Origin of the sequence: Bacteroides luhongzhouii (assembly GCF_009193295.2) — a bacterium.
Lineage (GTDB): Bacteria > Bacteroidota > Bacteroidia > Bacteroidales > Bacteroidaceae > Bacteroides > Bacteroides luhongzhouii.
The window spans coordinates 4,037,558-4,059,225 of the sequence record NZ_CP059973.1 but is presented as its reverse complement, the minus strand read 5'-3'; the positions used below and the strand labels follow the sequence as shown (position 1 = coordinate 4,059,225).

Below are 21,668 nucleotides of genomic sequence, written 5' to 3'. Positions count from 1 at the left end.
CCTATTTATTTCTAATGATTATATTATTTCATTTTTACTATCACTTCTTTTTTATCTTCATTATACTCAAACTTCACCGGAGCGATTTTCTCTAAATCCATTAATACTTTCTCTAATAATGTATTGTCCGAAGTCAATGTATAGACATACTTCAAAACGTTTTCATCTTCGACTTTAAACTCTACATTATACCAGCGGTTCAATATTTTAATGACTTCCGACAGCGGGGTATCTTTAAATACTATCACATTCTGTTTCCACATCGACAGGCGTCGCATATCGTTCATTTTGGAAATAGTGCACTGCTGGTTATCTTTGTTGTACACTAATCTTTCGCCAGGTTTCACCGGGTATTTCTTTTCCGTAGGAAGGGTCAGATTAATATTTCCTTCATCCAGACATACTACTATATCCTTATTCTCCGGGTAATCCTGTACATTGAAAGAAGTTCCCAATACATGAATTGCCGGTCCGCTTAAATTGACTATAAAAGGACGGTTCTTATTTTTGGCTACTACGAAATAGGCTTCTCCTTCAAGAAAAACTTCGCGGGTGTTCAAAGCAAACTTCTTCGGGTATCTTAGTTTCGAATCAGAATTGATATATACTTTTGTTCCGTCCTGAAACATGATTTGTATGCGTTCTCCTTTATCTACCACCACTTCCTCATATTCGGAAGTACCGAACAGGTCGACTTTTGAGTTCAGTTGCATATAAAGTCCGACAATTAAGACAACAGGTATCAATACGGCTGCAACTCGGAAACAGATACGCTTCAACTTCTTAATACGAATGTTCTTACGTATCTGTTCTAATATTTTCTTTGAAGGAATATCATGGTCTACATACAAGTCTGCAAACTCATTTTTTATCAGTCCGGAATCCCGTGTCATAGCGGCTTCGAGATAGTCGCTACCTTCTTCCGTGGCAAACCACTCTGCCACATATTTTGCATCTTCCGGGCTGGCAATTCCTGCCAGAACTTCTTCTATTTGTTTATCAGTAGGTCTATTCATTTTTATCACTTTATTAAATGGACACTCAAAAAGGTCATTAGTGTGGTAAATGCAACAATTATTAACATCTTACTTAGATGGATACGGAGAAGTTTCAACGCTTCCGAATAATGCGTCTTGATAGTATTTACGGATAAATTCATCCGTTCCGCAATCTCCTGATTTGTCAGTTCCTCCTGTACTTTCATCAAGCAAATATCCCGTTTTTGCACAGGAAGCATATCCACAGCTTTATAAAAGCTGGACATCAACTCTCTTTTCTCCAATTTTTCTATCAGATTATCTTCGTAAGGCAAAGCGGCTTGTGCCATCTCATAGTTCTTTGCAATCGCGCTGTTTTCATTGCGAATCAAGTTCAAGACGTGATTTTTCGTCATCGTAAAGAGATAGTTCTTTAGGCTGATTCCCACACGTAGTTCTGAACGAAATTCCCACAAACGGCTAAAAACATGTTGTACTACATCTTCTGCCATATCAGAACTCATTAAATAACGATAGGCTAATACATATAATAGTTTGTGATACCTTTCATAGGCTTGAGTGAAAGCTCCTTCATCACCTTGTTCAATCAAGGCAAAGAGTTTATCATCATCCGTATCAGTATATTGGTCAATTTTGTTTTTCATTCTTCGGATTTTGTTTACTTGTTTCCAAAAGAACTAAATGTTTTTCTCTTTATGAAGAGCAAATGTAGCAAATTCCCTAGAAAACCTAGAGGAATTTACGAAAAAAGTCCCCGATTAACAATCCCCCATTAAAAAGAGGAACCGTTAATCAAGGACTAACTCCACTAACTAATTAACAATGTATTATAAATGATAGGTAACAATTCTTTCTTCGGGTGAATCGATCCAGAGGCGCCATACTCCTACCGACACTTTTTCCGGTGTTCCGATATTTGCTTTAGGTGGACGACGGCTTTTGATGGTTAGATAGCCTTTCCCCTCTGTTGCTTTCACTTTCATCGTTTTGCTGTTCATATAGACATGGATAGTGCCATTCGGAGTAGGAACAGTGCCTTCCATCCATTTCAATCCTCCCAACACAGGAGCAATAGCAAACTCTTTATATCCTTCTTTTACAGGTTTCACCCCCAAATAATATTTGCCCAACAGGTAGATAGGACTCGCTCCCCAAGCATGGCACAAACTCTTTCCATAAGGACGGCCATACATGGCAAGATGTTGCGTTCCGGTTTCTTCCGGGTTATATTTCTCCCAGAAGGAGGTAGCACCTTCCTTCAACATTCCTCCCCAATAGGCTTTCATTTCTTTCATTACAGCATCCTGTTCGCCAAGAGCACAAAGGGCTTCCAGTTCGTAAAAACGCATATAGGGAGTTGTTATTTTCAGAATACTGTCATTCAGCAGAACAGACTGTTTAATGGCTTGTTGCTTATCTTCATTCAAATATTGAAAGAAGACAGAAAACATATTCGCATAACGGGTGACTGCATCACTTTGCTGACCGTTGACGCAGTTATGTACAAATGCCTGTTTCTGATTATTCCAGAAGGCAGGTTCTAACTTTGCCTTCAACGCAGCAGCCAGCTTCTCGTATTTCTGTTTGCCATTGGCATCTCCGACCAGTTCCGCACACAAAGCCATCGTTTCCAGACTTCTGCAAAATAAGATTTGTTCAAAAGAGAGTTCGCCTTTCTTATCCAGATAGCCGTCTGCCCAGTCCACAAATACCCAGTCGCCGGTCATACCTTCTACCATGCCATTCTTATTGGTACGTCCCAACACGTAATCCATCATTGTTTGCATACGCGGATACAGTTGGTTGACAAAATGGCGGTCACCACTATACATATAATAGTCATATACGCTAAGGAACCAGTAGAAAGTATAGTCCATGATTGTATTACTGTGGCTGGTCACAGGGTCCTTGCCACGAAGCAACCAGATTGTACGTTTGACGGATTCGTTATCAAAGAAAAGATAGTAGTTCATCAAATAACTTTGGATGGCATCGCCACTCCATACCCAACGGTCACGTTTGATACCGTCAATGAAGAATTCGCGGGTAGTGAGATGCATGGTGTATGCGCCAACTTCCCAAATACGATTCAATTCCTCATCATTACAACGGAAACTTCCGCGGTATTCTTCAGGAAGATATTCATATTGCATGGAGACTTCTCCAATCTGTACTCCCGGCTCATGAGTTACATAAACATAGCGGAAGGCTTTACTGTTCTCCAATGTATATTCGTTTTCAGAATTACTCAAGGGAGAAGTACTGCGGATAGCAAGGTCGGTCACTTGTCCCGGTTCGAGCAAAAGTTTGTCCAATGTTTCACAATATGCTTTATCTTTTGCTTCTTCCGGGCTTTCACCATAATAAATTTCTATTTTTCCTTTTCCGGAAAGATTCTTCAATGTGATGAATCCGAATGTTTCTTTTCCAAAATCATAAAGGAAACCTCCTTCAGACTGTTCTGTCTTCGTAACGGGTTGCTGCGGTTTACGCGTCAGACTGAATCGGGAAGGACGTTGGGTAGCTCCGTCAAAGTTCCAGCATCCGGCATCCATATAGATAGTGGCAGATGTGTCACTGGCTTTTCCGCTCTCGTCAATCCATTCTTTATCTTCGTAAGTCACACGCCAGGAAGAATCTGAATTCACCGTTTTTCCCTTCACATAAATAGTGGGAGGAGTAGCCTGATTCCAGACTTTAATGTTCAGGCTATGTTTTCCTGCCGGAAGCAACATGGTTTCCGGCATACCGAACTGGAGCTTTCCATCCAGTTTGACGTTGTACTTTCCTTCGGCAGCAATAAAGATTTCTTCCGGCTCGGAAAGATTCAGTTGCTTGCTGAATTCTACGACAACATAATGACTGTCCGTTTTCCAAAAAGGAGGAAAAAATGCACCTCGTTCCGTACGACGGTTATTCATCTGATTTCCCAGCCAGATTTCGTAATCTCCCGGATACCATATCCAAGTTTGGGCAAATGTGCTGCTTGCCAAAGACAAGGCACTAAGCAATATCATATATTTCTTTTTCATTTTTCTTTCTATTACTAACAAACTAAATGACTTGTCAATACCTACTGAATATTTAGTAAATCCTTATATCCTGCTTCCAGTCCCGCACGTTCACGAATAACACTATCCACCTTCGGACCATTGTTCTCCCATACATTTCCCGGACCATTGGCATTTTGCAGATACTTCTCTCCTTCTGTCCAATTATCACATACAGTAATAAAAGAAGAACCTTCATCCGTATAAAGATAGAACCAGTGGTTAGGGTCGTGTACATACCCCGGCTTATAAATACTATGCACGCAATTCTCCGTTACATAACTTTTCGGCTGTGAACCGAGTGTGTAAATACCTGCCACGTCATACATGTGTTTCGCATAATGATGAATCAGATTGGCATGTACTCTGTTATTACGCATACAATTCACAGTTTGCGTCCATCCCCAACCAAGACTGATGCCACTATAAGGAACTTCACAGATTTCATTATGCTCGATATTGACGTCCCCCACATATCCCGCAGCAATGGCAAGGCATCCCCAATCTTCATTGCCTATTTCCGTGAAATAGCAATTATTGATTTGTTGCTGTGTGCATACCTCCCGACGATCAGCAGGATCGTATGGCAAATGCGTTTCATGAGCAGCCGGAGAAAAACTGCCGACCAACAGACCATTTCCGGCAATATCGCGGAAGATACAGCCACGAACAACACCGCCTTGCACCGCTTCTTCATAATCCAATCCGGTTGAACCTAAATGCTCGAACCGGCAACGCTCGAAATCAATCTGTCTTGCAGCAACCACACGAACTGCAGCTGCAGGACGTCCCAACCATCCTTGGTTATCCAACGGATGATTCAAGTAGTTCCGTTGCATTTTCGGATCAATCCGGTAACCATCTGTCAGATACATACCTGCCTGAAGAGGTACATGTCCTTTTTCTGATGGGCGCATCCACGTAGTATAGGAAAAAGTAATTTTCTCAAAACGAATATGACACACCGGACGATCCAAAGTTCCTTCCACCTGTACTAATGTCTCAACAGCAGGCACTATCACTTCCGCCTCCTGCATCTTCTCTCCTTCCCGTGGATAATAATATACTTTACGGGCATCCATATCATGATACCATTCTCCGGGTACATCCTGCAATTCACGGGCATTTGTCAGATAGAAAGCAGAATTATGTCCGTCCGTCGTCACCATCGGACGCGGCCAGGGATGCTCAAACTGAATCCGGCTTTCCGGTTGATGAAAACGTATTGCCGCGCTATCTCCCTGCACTTCGACTGAACGAATCCGAAGATTGGCAACACACCACATCTGATGTAATACCATCTCGGCATATTTAGCTTTCAAATTCCCTTTATTATCAATAAGTCTGCGAATGGAAACTGCAGGTACATAAAGAATTTCATTCTTCTCATCCACACTGCAAATGCGATTCATCTTTTCGAAATCTTCCATATCACGGGCACGAACAGCCTTTTTCCCATTCACCCACAACTGACGGAAATCCAATGGACGTCCATTAAATGCCGGGACATCTGCTACCCAAACTTTCCCTTGCTTCTTCCAACCATTTATGCTGATTCCCCCACTCAATATCACCTTTTCATCGCCTACCGAACAAATGATTGTGGGCGATTCCTTGGTTCCGCTATCTTCCGGACGGATAAAAACCGGTTCATAGAGGGCATACGTTCCACCTTCCATATAGATCGTGATTCCACCTTGAATACGGTTATCCTTTGTCCTGCGCCATTCTCGTGCCTGTCGTAAGGCAGAAGTCAGCGTGGCTTTAGGAGATTGACGAGTTCCGTCGTTGAAGTCACTGCCCTTGGGAGAAATCCATATCTCACCGGCCAATAGCCAGTGACTGCACAAGATACATATAGCCGTTACAAATAACTTTTTCATGACTTTTTTCATTTCTGTATACTAAACAATCCGGCCTATCTGGCAAGAGGCATCCATACAGTCATTTCTCCTTTTCCTCTGTTTCCCCAAGCATAATAAGGAATCAGACGGATATTTACTGTCTTTTCAGCCTGAGCAACCGGTCGGTAAAGTACTCCTTCCCACGAAGTTGCAGATGCCAGACGTGCCACTCCTTCAAGTGCAACAATCGGACTGCCTTCAATTGTAATTTTCTTCGGAGTTAGTTTTATATCAGCGGGAATCAATACATTATCAATCTTTTCCCCGTTCGCAATATCCATACTTTCTAAACAGTAAACCAATGGGCCGCGCTTCACGACCACCTGATTACGAATCTCCTCTGCCAACGGATGAGCTTCGAGCAAACGGACAGGCATATCCATCACCAGTTCCACTACATCCCCCTTCTTCCATGTACGATTTACTTCCGCATACGAATTTGCCTTTGCATTGGCTTGCAGCGGCTGTCCATTCACCGTGAGCGTAGCCTTTTCGCACCATTCAGGAATACGTAAGAAGAGCGAGAAAGTACCCGCCTTACGAGGAACTTTATCCAACGTTACACGTACATTTCCCTCCCAAGGATAATCCGTCTCTTGTGTTAACGCCAGTTCTCCTTTGTCTTTCCAAATCGTAGTCAGCGTATTTGCACCATACAAGTTACAGTAAATGCCTTCCGGACTCAATGTGTAGGCGTAATTCTGTGCCTGACACAATGTACGCAATGTATTCGGCGGGCAGCAGAAACAACTGATATATTCCGTCCGTTCTTTCGGCCAACGAAGTGTATAAGGAAGATCGGCACTGATACGAAGCGGATTGGTATAGAAATACTTCTTTCCGTCCAGACTGATACCGCTCAATACACTATTATAAAGGCAGGTTTCTACCAGTTCGGCATACTTCGCATCTCCTGTCACTTCCAGCATACGCCAGTTGAAAAGCATATTTCCGATATTGGCACATGTTTCATTGTGCGCTGTATTATTCGGCAACTGATAAGGACGTCCGTAGCTCTGATGTACCTTCTGAATACTATCCGGCTCATAGCAAGTTCCGTCCGGTGATGTTCCATCATAAAGAGCACCGCAAGCTCCGGTCACGTACATCTTCCGGGTGACAATATCATTCCAGATACTAGTCAGATTTTTCATCAATTGTTGTTCGCCTGTCTCGGCATATACATCCGCTACTCCTGCATACAGATAATTTGCACGTACGGCATGCCCCATTGCACGATACTGGTCGCGGAAAGGAATACGATCCTGATTATCATCCGTTCCGTTTTCCACCATACCGCGAATATCAATCAGGTTCTTTGAAAGTTCCAGATAACGGGGATTTCCCGTGGCACGATACATTTCGACCACTCCCATATAATGTGAAGGGCAAATGGCATTGCGGGCCAATTCGGCAGAAGCCGTTTCATAAAAATGGCAGAGGAAATCCGTCGCTTTCACAGCAGCATCAAAAAGAGTGGTCTTTCCGGTGGCACGACGATGCACAATACCTGCCATCATCAGGTGTCCCAAGTTATATGTCTCAAAGTTCAGCCGATTGGCAAAAGCTCCTTTTTCATTCTCGTCACCTACTTTCGTTCCTATGACCGTTTGCTTGTTCGGGTCAGCCAATGTATGGGAATCAATGCCCTTGTTTAGTTCTTCAATAATTACCGGAGTATGTATATAACCGTCTGTACGCTGGGCTTTTACGACACAAGTAATAAAGTTGTCCATTAATTTATCCAGTTCCGGATCTTTGTTGACTGCATAGACAGAAGCCACTCCTTCCATCCATTTATACATATCTCCGTCGTGAAACGGAGGTCCCCAATGTTCACCCTTGCACACACCGGCAGCAATCTCAAAATTACGGAACCCATGGGATATTTCCGGTGTGTTCCAAGTGTTCCACATACTTTGCAGGGAAGTCCGGCTAAACACATTAAAACGATCTCCCCAAAATCCGTTCGTCCAATGTACGGCGTCGATTCCGGTATTTGTCATTTTTGCATAGCGACTCTGGCTCATATCCGTCAATCCGTTGCTTTGCGCAAATACGCCCGTAACGGATGCAGATGCTAAAAGAAATAACAGCTTTATCTGTTTCATTAATATGGATAATTTAAAGTTTACACAACATCTTTAAGAAAAGACGTGATTATCCGCATTTTGTACTCAATAAAACAAAAAAGCGAAGATTGTTAAACAATCCCCGCTTTCAGTAAAAAATACCTGAACTAACCTTTTATTTCTTGTTTATCAGGCGTATAATTCAACCCAGCCTTCCTCGCTTGCGAATGTTGGAACTGCCGGGCAATCTTGTATTCATGTCCCTCTTTCAGCAAATAACTCCCAGTCTGCTTAAACCAAAAACCGACATTCGCATCGATACATTGCTGCCGGATATCCAATACCCACTCGTAATCACATATCCGGGCTTCCTTTCCCGACTCTCCTCCGGCAACCACCTGTTCCACCCAATCCCCTAATTCACCTCTGAAATCAATCCGACTAAGAAGCGGCTCGCAGATAATGATTTTATGTTTAATAGGAATTTCTTTATAAATAGGTAAACGATAATCCACTCTATCCTGATTCTCCATCGTGCAGCAAATTGTTACGTTCTCATACCCATCGCCCCAATCCGGAGGCAGACACTGTTGCAACCTGTCTATCCGCTTAGTGATAAAGAGGAAACGAAGATCCTGCCGTATCCGCATCATTTCCCATGCTTCGGCACGCCATTCATCAGCATCTTCAATAAGGAAATCGGAAGTAAAACAGGTATATACCAAATTCCCCGAAGGTATCTTATATGTACCATTCTTTTTCTGTTGCAAAGGTAAATCAAACTTTTCCGTCTTTATCACCACCGAACTGTCTTTTCCATATTTACCATCTGTCCGGTATACATAACAATGTCGGCAGCCCTCACTTAATTTGTGACAGCCGTGCCAAAGATTCCACATTGAAGCTTTTTCACCCATCTTCTTTTTTCTTCAAATATATATTTAATCTGTTACATTACTATAAAAAGAGTGCACCTTATTCTTTATCAGAAAAAAGGTGCACCAAAACACAAACAAAACAAACAATAGAGCGACCTTCACAGGCAGCCGATCCACGAGGGATCTTTATCTTAATCTGCCCATCTTGACGAGGGCAAGAAAGTATTCTCTCTGCAAAGGTCCGTATAATCACGAATATGGCAAATTGTATTCATGTCTAAGATATGAATATTATTGAACAATCACTCCATTAAACCCGATATACCTCTACAAAGATAGTATTATTCTATATATTCCTATGCAAATATTCAAAAAAACATTTGAATGACCCTTGGAAATATAACCCAGATTTATAACGGACTTCATCATTAGGAAAAGCCAGGCGATATAATTGAAACTCCTTATCATAGTCTTTTATAGTCAGATAACCACTCTGATAAATCAGTGGAATAGGATTATTGGCATCCACTCGATACTCCATAAAAGAAGAAGCGCTAGCCTCTATCCCATCAATTAATGTACGCAAATCATACTCACTCTCTTTAAGTAATTCAACCAAAAAAGTAGGAGTAACGGTTTGGAACCAATAATTACTAAACTTATACCCATCGAAAACATTAAGCACGCTGAACGGATTAAAGACTCCTTCAGCAAACTCACAAAAATGATAACCGTCATACAAAGCTGTCATTTTATTCACTGTTTCTTCATAAGTCAGTTCATTCATTTCCGCCAGCTGGTTCAATTCTGGAATAAAAGTATCTTCCAGTTCCTGCCGTGTAATACCACAAATCGTTGCATATTGAGGCTTCATGCTGATGTCATTCAACTGATTCAAGTCACTAAACAAAATAATTCCATATAAATATTTACCTCCTATTCTGCTAGTGTGTTTTTCAAAATCTGTCTCATGAGACTTCATTTTAAAACTTATACCCAACGAATTTACCGATTGTGAATTTACCTTTTGGAGAAGCTGTTTCTGATTAGTATTTTTCCTATCAACCACCGTTCTCACCATCATCCCTTTCCCATAAACTCCCTCACATCAAAACAAGGACACGTTTTCACGTATTCATAAGGTTCGATCACCCCGTCTCCATTCAAATCCGGCGAAGTATCCCGGTGTCCCAATACCTGAAGATAACATAATGATAACCAATACCATTGAACCCACGTTCCCGGTGCCAACGGTCAATATCTGCGGCGGTAAAGTCCTGTCCGGCTTTTGTTGCCGAGCAATGCACTATAATAGAATCTATCTTTCTCATGATATTTTATTTTTATCAACTAACCTTATTAATATTCCGAAGGAGGAATGCGCTTCACACACCCTCTGATCTCACACTTTTTCACCTCTGACTCTTTCTGTGCCAACTCCACCTCATGACATTTATGTATCCAGTCGATCTTCTCTTCCTGCTCCTTGCGAAGCTCGATATAAAGCCCGTCTATTTTCTCGTCCCGCTGTGTCAGGCGATCTTCCAGCCAATCCACCTTTTTACGACGATTTTCTTCTTCCAGACTGCTTACGTCTGCCTCCTCTTTCCGTGCATCCGTTTTTCGGCAAGAGATATATCTCACCATCCATTTCACCGCTTCCAAACCACCCATAGCAGTAATGAAAGCAAGGATTGTAGTTATTTGCATATTGATCTATTTATGTAGTTATAAAGAAAGAATGAGGCCGAAGCCCCATTCCATACAAAGTCGCTAATTCCCGACTTCCCGTTTATCAAGCTGCCGGATCGGGTGCTTCACCATTGCCTCCCGCACCTCCGTCAGGATCCGGTGCTTCACCTCCTTCACCTGAGCCACCATCAATGATACTCGAATCATTGATATGATCCAAATCCTTAAACTTCAATCCATCCGAACGTGTCGAAGTTCCTGTAAAGAGACGAATATCCGAATTCGCACGAAAACAAACCCGCAGACCACTGATGTCGGATACAGTAAAGTCTTCTGCCTTTTCCGTTCCTTTGCTTTGAGCTGAAAGGAAAAAGTAACCCAATCCCTTAATGTTCACTGAACGGCCCGAAAGTAATGTCTTACGTAGAAGTGTACGAAAATCTTTCAATACACTAATTGTTTCACCCTCACTTACACCGGAAGTAGAAGAGATTTCTTTTGCAAACTCATCCAGTGTAGCACTCGTATCATATTGATAAGAAATCACCGGATACACTTTCTTTCCTGCCTCTTTGTTTGTCGGGTCACACAGACGTTGAATTCTTTTAAATCTAATTGCCATAATACTTTTCTTTTTTTAAATGAATACTGTTTAATAATTACTTCGCTAACGTTAACAATGCAAAAATGCGACATATTCAACGGACATGAAACGACAAGCGATTATCGGCACTACAGAGCCTACAAACAATATTTATAGCAAATAATCAACCCAATACCTGGAAAAAAGCGACAAGCAGAGGGACAAGGGAGCATAAAAAAGACCGGCAAACAAAGTCACGCTTTGTATGCCGGCCCCACTACCTAAAAACAAATTCCTTTTCTAATCCTATCGATCACGAGTCCAGGTTAAAAAGAGAATCAATGACTAAATTCATTTTACGTAATGTTCCAATCCTTTCTGTAAAAACTCAATATAAGAAGTAATATCTTCATTATATGCATACGACTTATTCAACGGATAACCTTCATTATCCAGCAATACATAAAAAGGCTGTGCATTTGCTCCAAACTTCACACGTTGCAGATAGCTCCATTTATCCCCTACCGTGCGTAAGGTACGTTCTGTTTCATTTTCCGTTACTTTGAGCGGCTCATTCAATGGAGTCTTATCATCTACATACAAAGAGATAAGCACATATTTATCATTGATGATACCGCCCACTTTACTATCTGTCCACACAGCCGCCTCCATCTTACGACAATTCACACAACCATATCCGGTAAAATCGACTATCACAGGCATTCCTTGTTGCCGTGCATATTCCATGCCGATATCATAATCCTTGAATTTGGGATGGACCTCGTTCGAATATAAATTAAAATCCTGCGTCGTCACAGGTGGAGCAAATGCACTGACAGCTTTCAAAGGTGCACCCCAAAGTCCGGGAATCATATATACGGCAAATGCCAAAGAGACAAGCGCAAGAAAGAAACGAGTAACACCCACTTTGTTTTCATCGCCGTCATGCGGAAACTTAATTTTCCCCAGCAGATACATTCCCATTAGTCCGAAAATCACAATCCATAATGCAAGAAAAGTTTCCCGGTCCAGAATTCCCCAGCCGTAAGCCAAGTCCGCAACCGACAAAAATTTCAAAGCAAAAGCCAGTTCCAGAAAGCCCAATGTCACTTTAATTACATTCATCCACCCTCCTGACTTAGGCATTGATTTCAGCCACGAAGGAAAAAGAGCAAACAGTGTGAATGGTAAAGCCAAAGCGATGGCAAAGCCTAACATTCCAATAGCAGGAGCAATCACGCTACCTGTCGTAGAAACCTGTACAAGCAGAAAGCCGATAATCGGCCCTGTACAAGAGAAAGACACTAGAGATAACGTAAACGCCATCAAAAAAATACTTAATAGGCCACTCGTCGCTTCCGCTTTGCTGTCCACTGCGTTGCTCCATTTAGAAGGTAAAGTAAGTTCAAATGCCCCAAAGAAAGAAGCTGCAAAAACAACCAACATCAGGAAGAAAAGAATATTGAATACGGCGTTTGTTGATAAAGCGTTCAATGCACTGGCACCGAATATTAAAGTAATTGCTAATCCCAGTGTTACATAAATCACCACAATTGAAGCACCATAAGTCCATGCATCCCGAATCCCTTTCTTCTTATCCTTGTTTCTTTTCAGGAAAAAACTCACAGTCATAGGAATAATCGGCCATACGCAGGGAGTGAACAAAGCCAATAATCCGCCAAGAAATCCAGTGACAAAGACATACAACCAAGATTTATCCTCTTGAGAATGTTCCTCACCTAACACCTGCAATTCATTGATTACCGGTTTCCAAAGATCACTTTCCGATTGCTTCTCTACCACATTAACCGAAGCCTCTTCTTTCCCTTTTGCAACTATTAAATCTGCTTCTGCTTTTTTTCCATATTTAAAAGGAATTTGAGTCGGAGGTAAACAGCTCTCATCGTTACAAGCTCCAAACTCCAGAAACCCATCCATAAAGTAATCATTTCCTGTAAATTTCACTTTTTGGATAAACTGTACCGTATCTTCAAAATAGCGCACATTCATCTCGAACATCTTATCATAGATGCTGATTTCTTTTCCAACAGGTTGCAATTTACCCATTGTTTCTACATGACTACTCGCATTGATGTTGAAAGTAGCGGAAATAGGCCCATCATCCCCTAGCCCGGTCGAATACACATGCCATCCTTTCTCTATCGAAGCAGTAAACACGATTTCCGCTTCCGTTTCAGATGTCATTTTCAACTCATTTTTGAACTTTACAGGCTCTTTGATTTGTGCTTGTATATTCCCGATTGTGTACCAACCCAATAATAAAAATAAAATAACTCTCATTTTTCTAAGTTCTAAATTATAATCTTGATTTCTTAAAAATAAGTTCTAACTCCTCCAGATTACTACTGCATGAAAAACAAAAAGAAGTCAATAAACAATAGAATAAAAAAATCATCATGTTTTTATCATTCATAGTATTATTATTTTTAGTTAATTAATTAATTATTTACCTGCGTAATAGAACGAAACCACTTATACTCTCCCTCCATTGCCCCTTCTCTCCATACTTTCAATTGATATGGCTTGGTTACAAAATATTTGTTTAAAGTAGGATTGTAAATTCTTACAGCAAAATTATATGTTCCTTCACCACCATATAGTACTACAACAGTCGCATACCAATCAGAATTAAATATTTCCTTTGTAGATTCACTCGCAGGTACAGGTCTATCTATCCAACGTCCATATTCATTCCATTGATAGACACCTCTCGGTATGACTATCGGATATTCAGGATCATAATTTACTATTGATATGTATGTATTAGACAAAGGACATTTATCACTCTCCCCGATACATAATAATTCACTTAAAGGTACTGTTTTTTCGTAATGGTTTGAAAGTATAATATCCCAACTAGTTATCACATTATCCACCACTTCATATTCTGATTTACTTTCAGAATCATCATCCGAACAACTACTCAACCAAAATATTCCTAAGAATATTATTAACTTATATAAAATATTTGTATTCATACTATTAATTCTTTGGGTTAATTCATCCTTCTATTAAAGAAATAACAATATTCCATTTCTCTTTATCAGCCTCAAGAATAAGAAGTGTAACCATTCTTTAAAGTTAATTATTTATTTACCAACGAGATAGTTCGATACCACTTATACTCTCCTTCTATTCCTTCTCTCCACACCTTCAATTGATATGGTCTGGTTATGTAATATTTATTTAATGTTGGATTATAAATTCTCACAGCAAAATCATATATTCCCTCACCACCGTACATTACTATAACATTTGCGTAATAATCAGCATTGAGTACCTCTTTCATATAATTATTAGATGGTACGGATTTATAAATCAAAAATCCATATTCATTTTCAGATAATGTACCTCTAGGTATCACTACTGTATATTCAGAAGCATAATTTACTATTGATATATATGTATTAGACAAAGGACATTCATCACTCTCTCCAATGCATAACATTTCAGTGAAAGGAATTGTGTTTTCACAATGTTCAGAAAGTGCATCCCAGCTAGTTACCACATTATCCACCACTTCATATTCTAATTTACTTTCAGAATCATCATCCGAACAACTGCTTATTAATCCTAACATTCCAATGAATATGATTAATTTATATAACGATTTATTCATCATAATATTCCATTTTGTTTCTATTCATTTATAAAGCAAAATGGGGATGCTCTCACTAACACCTTATCGAGAAGCATCCCCTTTAACTTAAGAGAAAATTTATTTCACAAGAGATTTAGTCTTACTAATATAAGTTTTCTACTTCCGGCTTGTTGTAAATGAGCGAGCCAAAAGTTCCCGCAGGGCGTTTCAAAGGTACAGATGGTACTCTGATGATTTCATCTTTTGAAGAACGTGTCAAACCAGCTCTTCCACTACGTTTAACAGGTTCTCCTGTAGTCGGATCCACCCCTTGAACATCGCATAGCGCCCAATATAATGGATAATTGAAATCAAAATTGTCCCAATCTCCGAAAGCATAAGGGAATACATTATCAATATCATCTTCATAGCTTGAGTTTTGATTATTCAACATGACATCCGGGTCAATACCGTCAGCATAATCTCCCCAGTCTTTTGCATTGAAAGAACGGAAAGTAATCGGAGCAAATTCATAATATTTATTTCCATATTTATATTCTTGCACTTCCATTCCCACGTTCTTTCCTTCTGTGCGGCTACCAAATAATTTCACAGGAAAATCTATTCCTCTTAGTCCATTAATTATCAATTCACTGGCGGAAGCCGTTTCTTCTGAACAGATGATTCTTACAGATTTAAGATTTAGATCATCACCATCTCCAAAACGGATATACTCATCTGCACCGGAATTACGTTGCATTTTCATAAATACATCCGAACGATGTGATGTACCAGCGATAGAAGCGGCTAAATAACGAGCTAATTCAACAGAGCCTCCATTGTTAAAACGTAAATCCAAAATCAAATCTGTGATACCTTCTGCCTTGAATTGTTGAATTACATATTTCAAGTCTTCCGCAAAATTCAAATCAAAACCTAGATAAACTAAATAACCGATGTTGAATTTATTCTCTTTTTTATCTTTGATAAACATTGAATTCAAGATAGGACTATTATTATAACTACCAGTAGTTAATGTCGCAGTTCCATCCACTAAATCATAACCACCCTGTTTTTCATCAAAGACTTTACGCCTATAGCCGATCCTAAACGTTTCACCTCCACCGGCATAAAACAAAGTGCTCATGTATTGCTGATAATTATTCCTATTCAAAGTAACCCCATCAACAGAAACAATCACGTCGCCACGTCTCAATCCGGCTTTGGCGGCAGGAGATTCTAAATATACATAACCAATGGATAGTCCAATAGTTGTCTTATCCGGCATATAAGAAGAGAAAAACGTGCCAAGTCCCGATCCCACAACGCTTGTTGCACGAGTGTTTGCACGTGTTCTACTGGAACCTGTTTCCATAATATAAGAATAGATATAACGCTTACCTGCATTGACTGAAAATGCACGATAAGTTCCGCCATCTTCCTCATTGGTTCTCATCGATAAAAGATAAGTTGGCAGAAAATTTTCATAAGACACTGATGCATAATCTATATCTAACGTATTATATTCCTCATTGAACAAATAATGTTCCTTCAAATATTTATCCATATACTCATTGAGAGCCAAGTCCACTGCCGTTCCGGAACCAGCTCCTTGTGTGATAGTACATACTGTAACAGGAGCCTTATATCCCTCCACTTGCACAGCCACAGTCAATGCCCGCTCTTTTCCGGATTCGTTTTTATCAACCTTTACTTTTAGTCCGCCTTTACCAGCTGCAGAATTACCACTGGTATTAGTTATGGAAGCCCAATCCGCTCCCGTAGAATATTGTAAAGAAGGAGACCATTTCCCTGCCGCAGTAAATGAGATCTCGACAGTCTCCCCATAAAGAGACACATTCATTTCCGTTTCACTGGCAATCGCAGTAATCCCATTATCCGTACCACCGACTTCTCCGCCGTCATCACTATCCGAACAGTTACTGAAAGCAACCAGACACAAAGCAAGTAATACTACACTATAAAAATTATTAAATAAATTTTTCATCTATCATTTTATTAAATTAGAAAATTAAAAGATTATTATTCAGGAACGTTTACTACAGTTTTAGAAAGCTCATAAATTCGTCCTTCCGCATCTACCCAAGTTACATTGATATTAGTTGGCAACGTTCCATAAATATTTCCTGAATAAGTGGTTGTTTGTTTGACTCCATTTTTCATCACATACTTGATTTGTTCATCAAACATACCTGTCAGGTAGTCCTCTGGTCCGGCAAATACATAAAATTGCTTGCAGTCAGCTTTAGGCTTCACGGTGTACCAAACTGTATAGAACTTATCTTTTTCTATCTTGTCAATCGTTACCTCCGGTTCACTGGCTTTCCACAAATCCGCATCCCTTCCTATTCGGACATAAGTCGGTTTCGCACTGGTATATTCCTTCTTTGTCATTGTTGCAGAAGGATTCCCGTCTGCATCAACAGCTATCATGAATAATAGATAATCTGCATTAAACTCTATGTCATCAATAACCAGTCGATTCTCTTTCAAATCAGCAACAGTAATCTCTGTTACCTCGTTATTCATTATCAAAGCCTGTTTTACTGCTTCCTCATCTCCCCAATATGGATAACTTCTGAAATCATTCAATTTCATATGAACATAACGGTATTTTACCGGAGTTCCGGTCGGAGTCAACGTTAACGTTGTAAATAAAGCTCCCGGATCGATCGACACATCTACCGAAATAGAAGCATTATAGGATATATCTTTAGAATCAGCCTGTACTTTAACTAGAGAACCGAGCTGTCCTTTTTTATCCAAAGCTACTGCAACAATAACACCTTTCGTTCCCGGTTCCAGAGAAGCCCTTTCAAAAATTACAGCTTCTTTGGAAGATTTACCGTTTTTAATAAGATAGGAGATCACCTCCCTGTCGGTAGCATAGTTAGCCAAAGCCTGTTCCTTCATATAAAAATAATAATACTTGTAACAATCAGTTCCGGGGGTAATAGGCGCACTTACACTTGTAACCGTAGCAACTACATTACCCACATTTACCGTTGCAGTTCCGTCATATGTCAGCGCAGGAACAGGAATTTCAACCGTCACCAGTTCTTCTGTCTGATACTCTCCTTCTTCATTATAAGGAATAGCCCAAAGCACATACGTTGTTCCTGGTATAATTGTAGGAAGGAAATCCAGCGTCTTCCCCTCCAGCGGTCCGTTATAATCCGAATATTGTCTGGTTCCACCACCATAAGCCAAATCCTCAATCACTCTTTCCGGCGAATAATTAGCCTTATCCGCAATCCCTGTATAATAACTGTCACAACCTTTTTTGGTTGCAGAAACCGTTGCACCTTCAAATGTAATATCTGAAGCTTTCAATTCTACAGTCGCAGCAGTCTTAATTGCAGTAGCAATTACATCATCCGACTGATATTTTTCACCAGTCTCAGATGAAGGTACCGCCCAGATCATATATGTCTTTCCAGCTTCGGTGTCCTTACCCAACAACTCAGACAGTGGCACTTTATCAAGAGCAGCAGTTTTCATGTACATACGGGCAGAATATCCATTCACTAATTCAGCTACCATTTCTGTGCTGTATTCATTTATTTCCATCACTCCCAAATAATACATTTCTATCCCACTTTTCAACGTAGTAGAAACAGACTGACCTCCAACGGATATAGCTACAGGAGCTTCCCCTAATATTACCGGAATCTCTGAAATAAGACTTTGTCCATTGGAAGCAACCGCCACTATGGCGACCTTACCACCTGCCTCTGCATACTGATTTTCAGCAACAGGAGCAATAATAGTCAGTCCCTTTCCTGTCAGTGAAACTTTCCAGCCGTCAGGCTTTGTAACTGTATATTTCGAAATACCACTCATTTCAACCGGAAGCTGTTTCTCCTCCCCATTCGCAAAATATTGTTTTCCCGATAGTATCTCGCATTTCAGTTCTTTGGATTTTACGACCTTCAATATCGTACCATCTTTCAAAGTAAAATAAGCGTAATCATCATCCTGGCTTACTCCGCTGAAAAGAGAAGTGTCCCCCGTCCCCTCTCCGGAAGCATAAACACCGGTCGGTTCCCAAGTTTTTCCATTATCAGTAGAAATTTCCCACTCTTTCGTATTCGTATTAATGCGAACCTTAGGAGCGACAGCCGTCACAGGCATCTTATTCCCTTCTCCATCTTTCAAGAATGTCTTCTTGCCGTCCGTACCGGTCATTCCCCAATAATAAATACCATCTTCCTCATCTTTGATTACGGTTATTTGCGGAGCATCCTCCCCATTTTCACCATTATGTATGGTTACCTCCGTCTGGTCTGAAAACTTGATAGTATAACTACCATCTTCGTTCTCCAATACAGAAGCAATTGATTTCTTTTGAGACAGAGCATCAGTGAGTGTCTTCAATGTAGAAATATCACTTTGTATACTTTGCAATGAAGCTTCCAATTTAGCCATACGATCTTCCAGACCGGAAATCGAGTTCTTTAAATCATCGTCATTATAACATGACGAAAACATTACAACACATACTGCCACCAGGAAAAACGTACATTTTTCCATGCTACATAAAAATTGATTTCTTCTCATATCTAAAAAATTTAATGATTAGAGAAAACCGCACGATAGATTACACACTATCGTGCGGATAAATAGTTCTGCCGATATTTATTTGGCGTGAGGATGTTTTCCTAATCTTTTCAAATCAAGATAAATAGTACTTTCACTTCTCATTGCTTCCGGAATATTCTTTTTCACCTGTTCATTATTAATCAGGTTGGCAGGTATCCGGCTATCTTTCTTCACTACTTGAGATTTAGCTACTCCCCTCATTCCCTTCATTGATTTCGGAGCATCCGGGAATATAACAGAAGGATCGGTAATAATACCCTTGTCTTTATCCCAGAATATAGTATAGAGGTCACCAATCACTTCATTGTTGTCAGCGTCAGCACCAATAGGTATACATAAAGCAACCAGACGTTTGGCTTCCTTTGTCTTACCATATGATTGGATTGTAGAATTAACTGTTGTCAAACCATACTCTAAACATCTCTCTTTCCATACTTTCATACACTCTTCATAGCTGTAATCGCCACTTGCCGAGTAATTATCTTCCTCTATCATGTGAAAAATTTTGGCTACATCTTTCACCATTGAGAACTGAACAGTAAAGTTATCCAACTCACTCATATAAGCATGTAGCTCCATGGTCGGATTAGGACCCGCTATAATAGCTTCGGTTGTAGCCTTCACTATTTTCACATCCGTCAACACACCGTTCCAGTCTTCTGCCATATAAGCAAATATATATTCCGTAGCAGGATCCAGAGCGGTAAACGTATAATCTTCAACCCCTCCGTTCGCATTTGCAGGCCATACATTTGATTCTGTAGATAATAAATAGTTAATCAATTCAGCTTTATTACCCTCCTCCAATAAATCTGGTGTCATGATATACTGATGATAAAATACTGCCGCTTCCTGATTATATTTATAATTCAATTTCAGACTAGTTCTTCCCGGATCGGAAATCGTAATATCTATTGTAGCCTTGGAGGCTCCCGGATTATCCGTCACCCGTGGTTTTGTTGAAAAACGTGTTGTTTTCACCTTTGACAACTCTCCATATTTATTACGACCAATATAAGCAATAACATAAGAAGCATTCGGAGCAATATCATACTGATATTCTGTAGTTGTATAAGAGCCTTCCTGAGCGAAATTCATATTCTTAATTCCCCATCCTTCCTGATCTAGTGCTCGTGCCAGTGCGGTCATCGTGGCATCATCCGCATTTTCATAAGGAGCATAGTCTGACTCACTGAAAACACGATAGAACATAGCGTAACAGTTCTTTTCCAAAGTCACATTCATATTAACAATAGAAGCACCCGTTTTATCGATTGTAAGAGCACATCTTGCCGTGTCCGAATCGACAGGAACCTCTAATAAATGGAAATCCTTACGCACATAATCTCCTTTATTCTTGTTTGCATCCAGCCCGATAGTTGTAGCCGTAATATTTCTTGTTGCATCAGCTGTATAACCAAAGTCTACGACATAATACATTTCTTCTTCAGGCACTTGTGCATCTCCTGCCGTCTGCGTCCAATGTCTCATAAAATCAATATACATATTCTTCCCATAAGCGTTAATAAACGCATCAATAGGTTCGGCATCTCCACAGAATTGATAGAAATATTTACAGTCTTCATTCGGAAGGTATTGTATAGCAGCTGCCTGATAGCTGGGCTTGACATCAATATCCACACGAGGATGACCTACTACATCTTCGGAAGGAGTCTTAAGATAACAGATTTTCATATCTGCCGGATTTTGTCCGCCCTCATCATTACAGCCCACCGTTATAATCAGATATTCTGCTCCCGGCACAATCTCCGATTGGGAATATTTGGAATTTGCCCAGTCAAATTCGGCATTCGGATAACTGTCTCCTAATGTACTCCTGCTAAAAGTATAAGCACCGGCACCTTCCGAATTATAAAGAGCTTCCATAATCAAATCTTCAATCTCTTCTTCATTTGCACCTACACCGCCACTTTCAAATAAGTAGTTATACATACGGCATAAAGGATAGACATCCAAACGGTAAGATTGCACCTTATCCCCCGGAGTACACTCAAACACAAAATTGTTGGTAGTTCTGCCGGTCACCTTAATGCCCACTCCACGTTCGCCACCATCCACTTCGTTTTCTACCCATCTGATAGGAGTCGGTACAGGAGGAAGCGGAGGTTCCGGTTCTACAGGAATATCGGGATTAATTTCCTTGTCGTCCTTATCCGAACATGAGATCATCATAGGGCTTATAACTAAAAACAGCCCTAGTAAAAGTAATAAACTAACAAATTTCTTCTTCATAATTAAAAGGGATA

14 protein-coding genes and 2 pseudogenes are annotated in these 21,668 nt (G+C 40.3%); all 16 read right to left on the bottom strand.

Features of this window, described 5'->3' with window-relative positions; translation table 11 throughout:
- Window positions 1-23 precede the first annotated feature (23 nt).
- Entirely contained in the window at window positions 24-1,016 is a 993-nt protein-coding gene (locus tag GD631_RS15045) for a FecR family protein (RefSeq protein ID WP_143260147.1), read from the bottom strand.
- A gap of 5 nt (window positions 1,017-1,021) precedes the next feature.
- Window positions 1,022-1,642 carry an RNA polymerase sigma factor gene (locus GD631_RS15040; protein WP_143260146.1) on the bottom strand — a complete coding sequence of 207 codons (621 nt, stop codon included), beginning with the start codon at window positions 1,640-1,642 and terminating at the stop codon, window positions 1,022-1,024.
- Window positions 1,643-1,825: 183 nt separating this feature from the next.
- Complete coding sequence (locus GD631_RS15035; protein WP_185911484.1) at window positions 1,826-4,030, bottom strand: alpha-L-rhamnosidase-related protein; 2,205 nt, start codon at window positions 4,028-4,030, stop codon at window positions 1,826-1,828.
- A 41-nt stretch (window positions 4,031-4,071) separates the two neighbouring features.
- Window positions 4,072-5,931, bottom strand: a complete 1,860-nt coding sequence (locus tag GD631_RS15030; protein WP_143260145.1) for a right-handed parallel beta-helix repeat-containing protein — start codon at window positions 5,929-5,931, stop codon at window positions 4,072-4,074.
- 35 nt (window positions 5,932-5,966) lie between these two features.
- Complete coding sequence (locus GD631_RS15025) at window positions 5,967-8,063, bottom strand: aceric acid hydrolase (RefSeq protein WP_143260144.1); 2,097 nt, start codon at window positions 8,061-8,063, stop codon at window positions 5,967-5,969.
- 128 nt (window positions 8,064-8,191) lie between these two features.
- Window positions 8,192-8,941: a DUF5131 family protein gene (locus GD631_RS15020; RefSeq protein WP_143260143.1), complete on the bottom strand. Its 750-nt coding sequence runs from the start codon at window positions 8,939-8,941 to the stop codon at window positions 8,192-8,194.
- 373 nt (window positions 8,942-9,314) lie between these two features.
- Window positions 9,315-9,818: pseudogene (locus GD631_RS15015) on the bottom strand (AAA family ATPase); the annotation flags it as partial.
- A 167-nt stretch (window positions 9,819-9,985) separates the two neighbouring features.
- Window positions 9,986-10,233: pseudogene (locus GD631_RS15010) on the bottom strand (N-acetylmuramoyl-L-alanine amidase); the annotation flags it as partial.
- A gap of 28 nt (window positions 10,234-10,261) precedes the next feature.
- A complete protein-coding gene (locus tag GD631_RS15005; RefSeq protein ID WP_143260142.1) occupies window positions 10,262-10,612 on the bottom strand; it encodes a hypothetical protein in 351 nt (116 codons plus the stop codon).
- Window positions 10,613-10,697: 85 nt separating this feature from the next.
- Window positions 10,698-11,216, bottom strand: a complete 519-nt coding sequence (locus GD631_RS15000; protein ID WP_143260141.1) for an HU family DNA-binding protein — start codon at window positions 11,214-11,216, stop codon at window positions 10,698-10,700.
- Between the two features lie 312 nt (window positions 11,217-11,528).
- Window positions 11,529-13,478, bottom strand: coding sequence for a protein-disulfide reductase DsbD family protein (locus tag GD631_RS14995; protein ID WP_143260140.1), 1,950 nt, complete (start codon window positions 13,476-13,478; stop codon window positions 11,529-11,531).
- 158 nt (window positions 13,479-13,636) lie between these two features.
- A complete protein-coding gene (locus GD631_RS14990) occupies window positions 13,637-14,176 on the bottom strand; it encodes a hypothetical protein (protein ID WP_143260139.1) in 540 nt (179 codons plus the stop codon).
- 107 nt (window positions 14,177-14,283) lie between these two features.
- The gene (locus GD631_RS14985; protein WP_223225926.1) at window positions 14,284-14,820 is read right to left on the bottom strand and encodes a hypothetical protein; all 537 of its coding nucleotides are present in this window, start codon (window positions 14,818-14,820) and stop codon (window positions 14,284-14,286) included.
- Window positions 14,821-14,941: 121 nt separating this feature from the next.
- Window positions 14,942-16,786: a S41 family peptidase gene (locus GD631_RS14980; RefSeq protein WP_143260138.1), complete on the bottom strand. Its 1,845-nt coding sequence runs from the start codon at window positions 16,784-16,786 to the stop codon at window positions 14,942-14,944.
- A gap of 35 nt (window positions 16,787-16,821) precedes the next feature.
- Window positions 16,822-19,359, bottom strand: coding sequence for a PL29 family lyase N-terminal domain-containing protein (locus GD631_RS14975; protein WP_143260137.1), 2,538 nt, complete (start codon window positions 19,357-19,359; stop codon window positions 16,822-16,824).
- A gap of 78 nt (window positions 19,360-19,437) precedes the next feature.
- Window positions 19,438-21,654 carry a hypothetical protein gene (locus GD631_RS14970; protein ID WP_143260136.1) on the bottom strand — a complete coding sequence of 739 codons (2,217 nt, stop codon included), beginning with the start codon at window positions 21,652-21,654 and terminating at the stop codon, window positions 19,438-19,440.
- Window positions 21,655-21,668 lie beyond the last annotated feature (14 nt).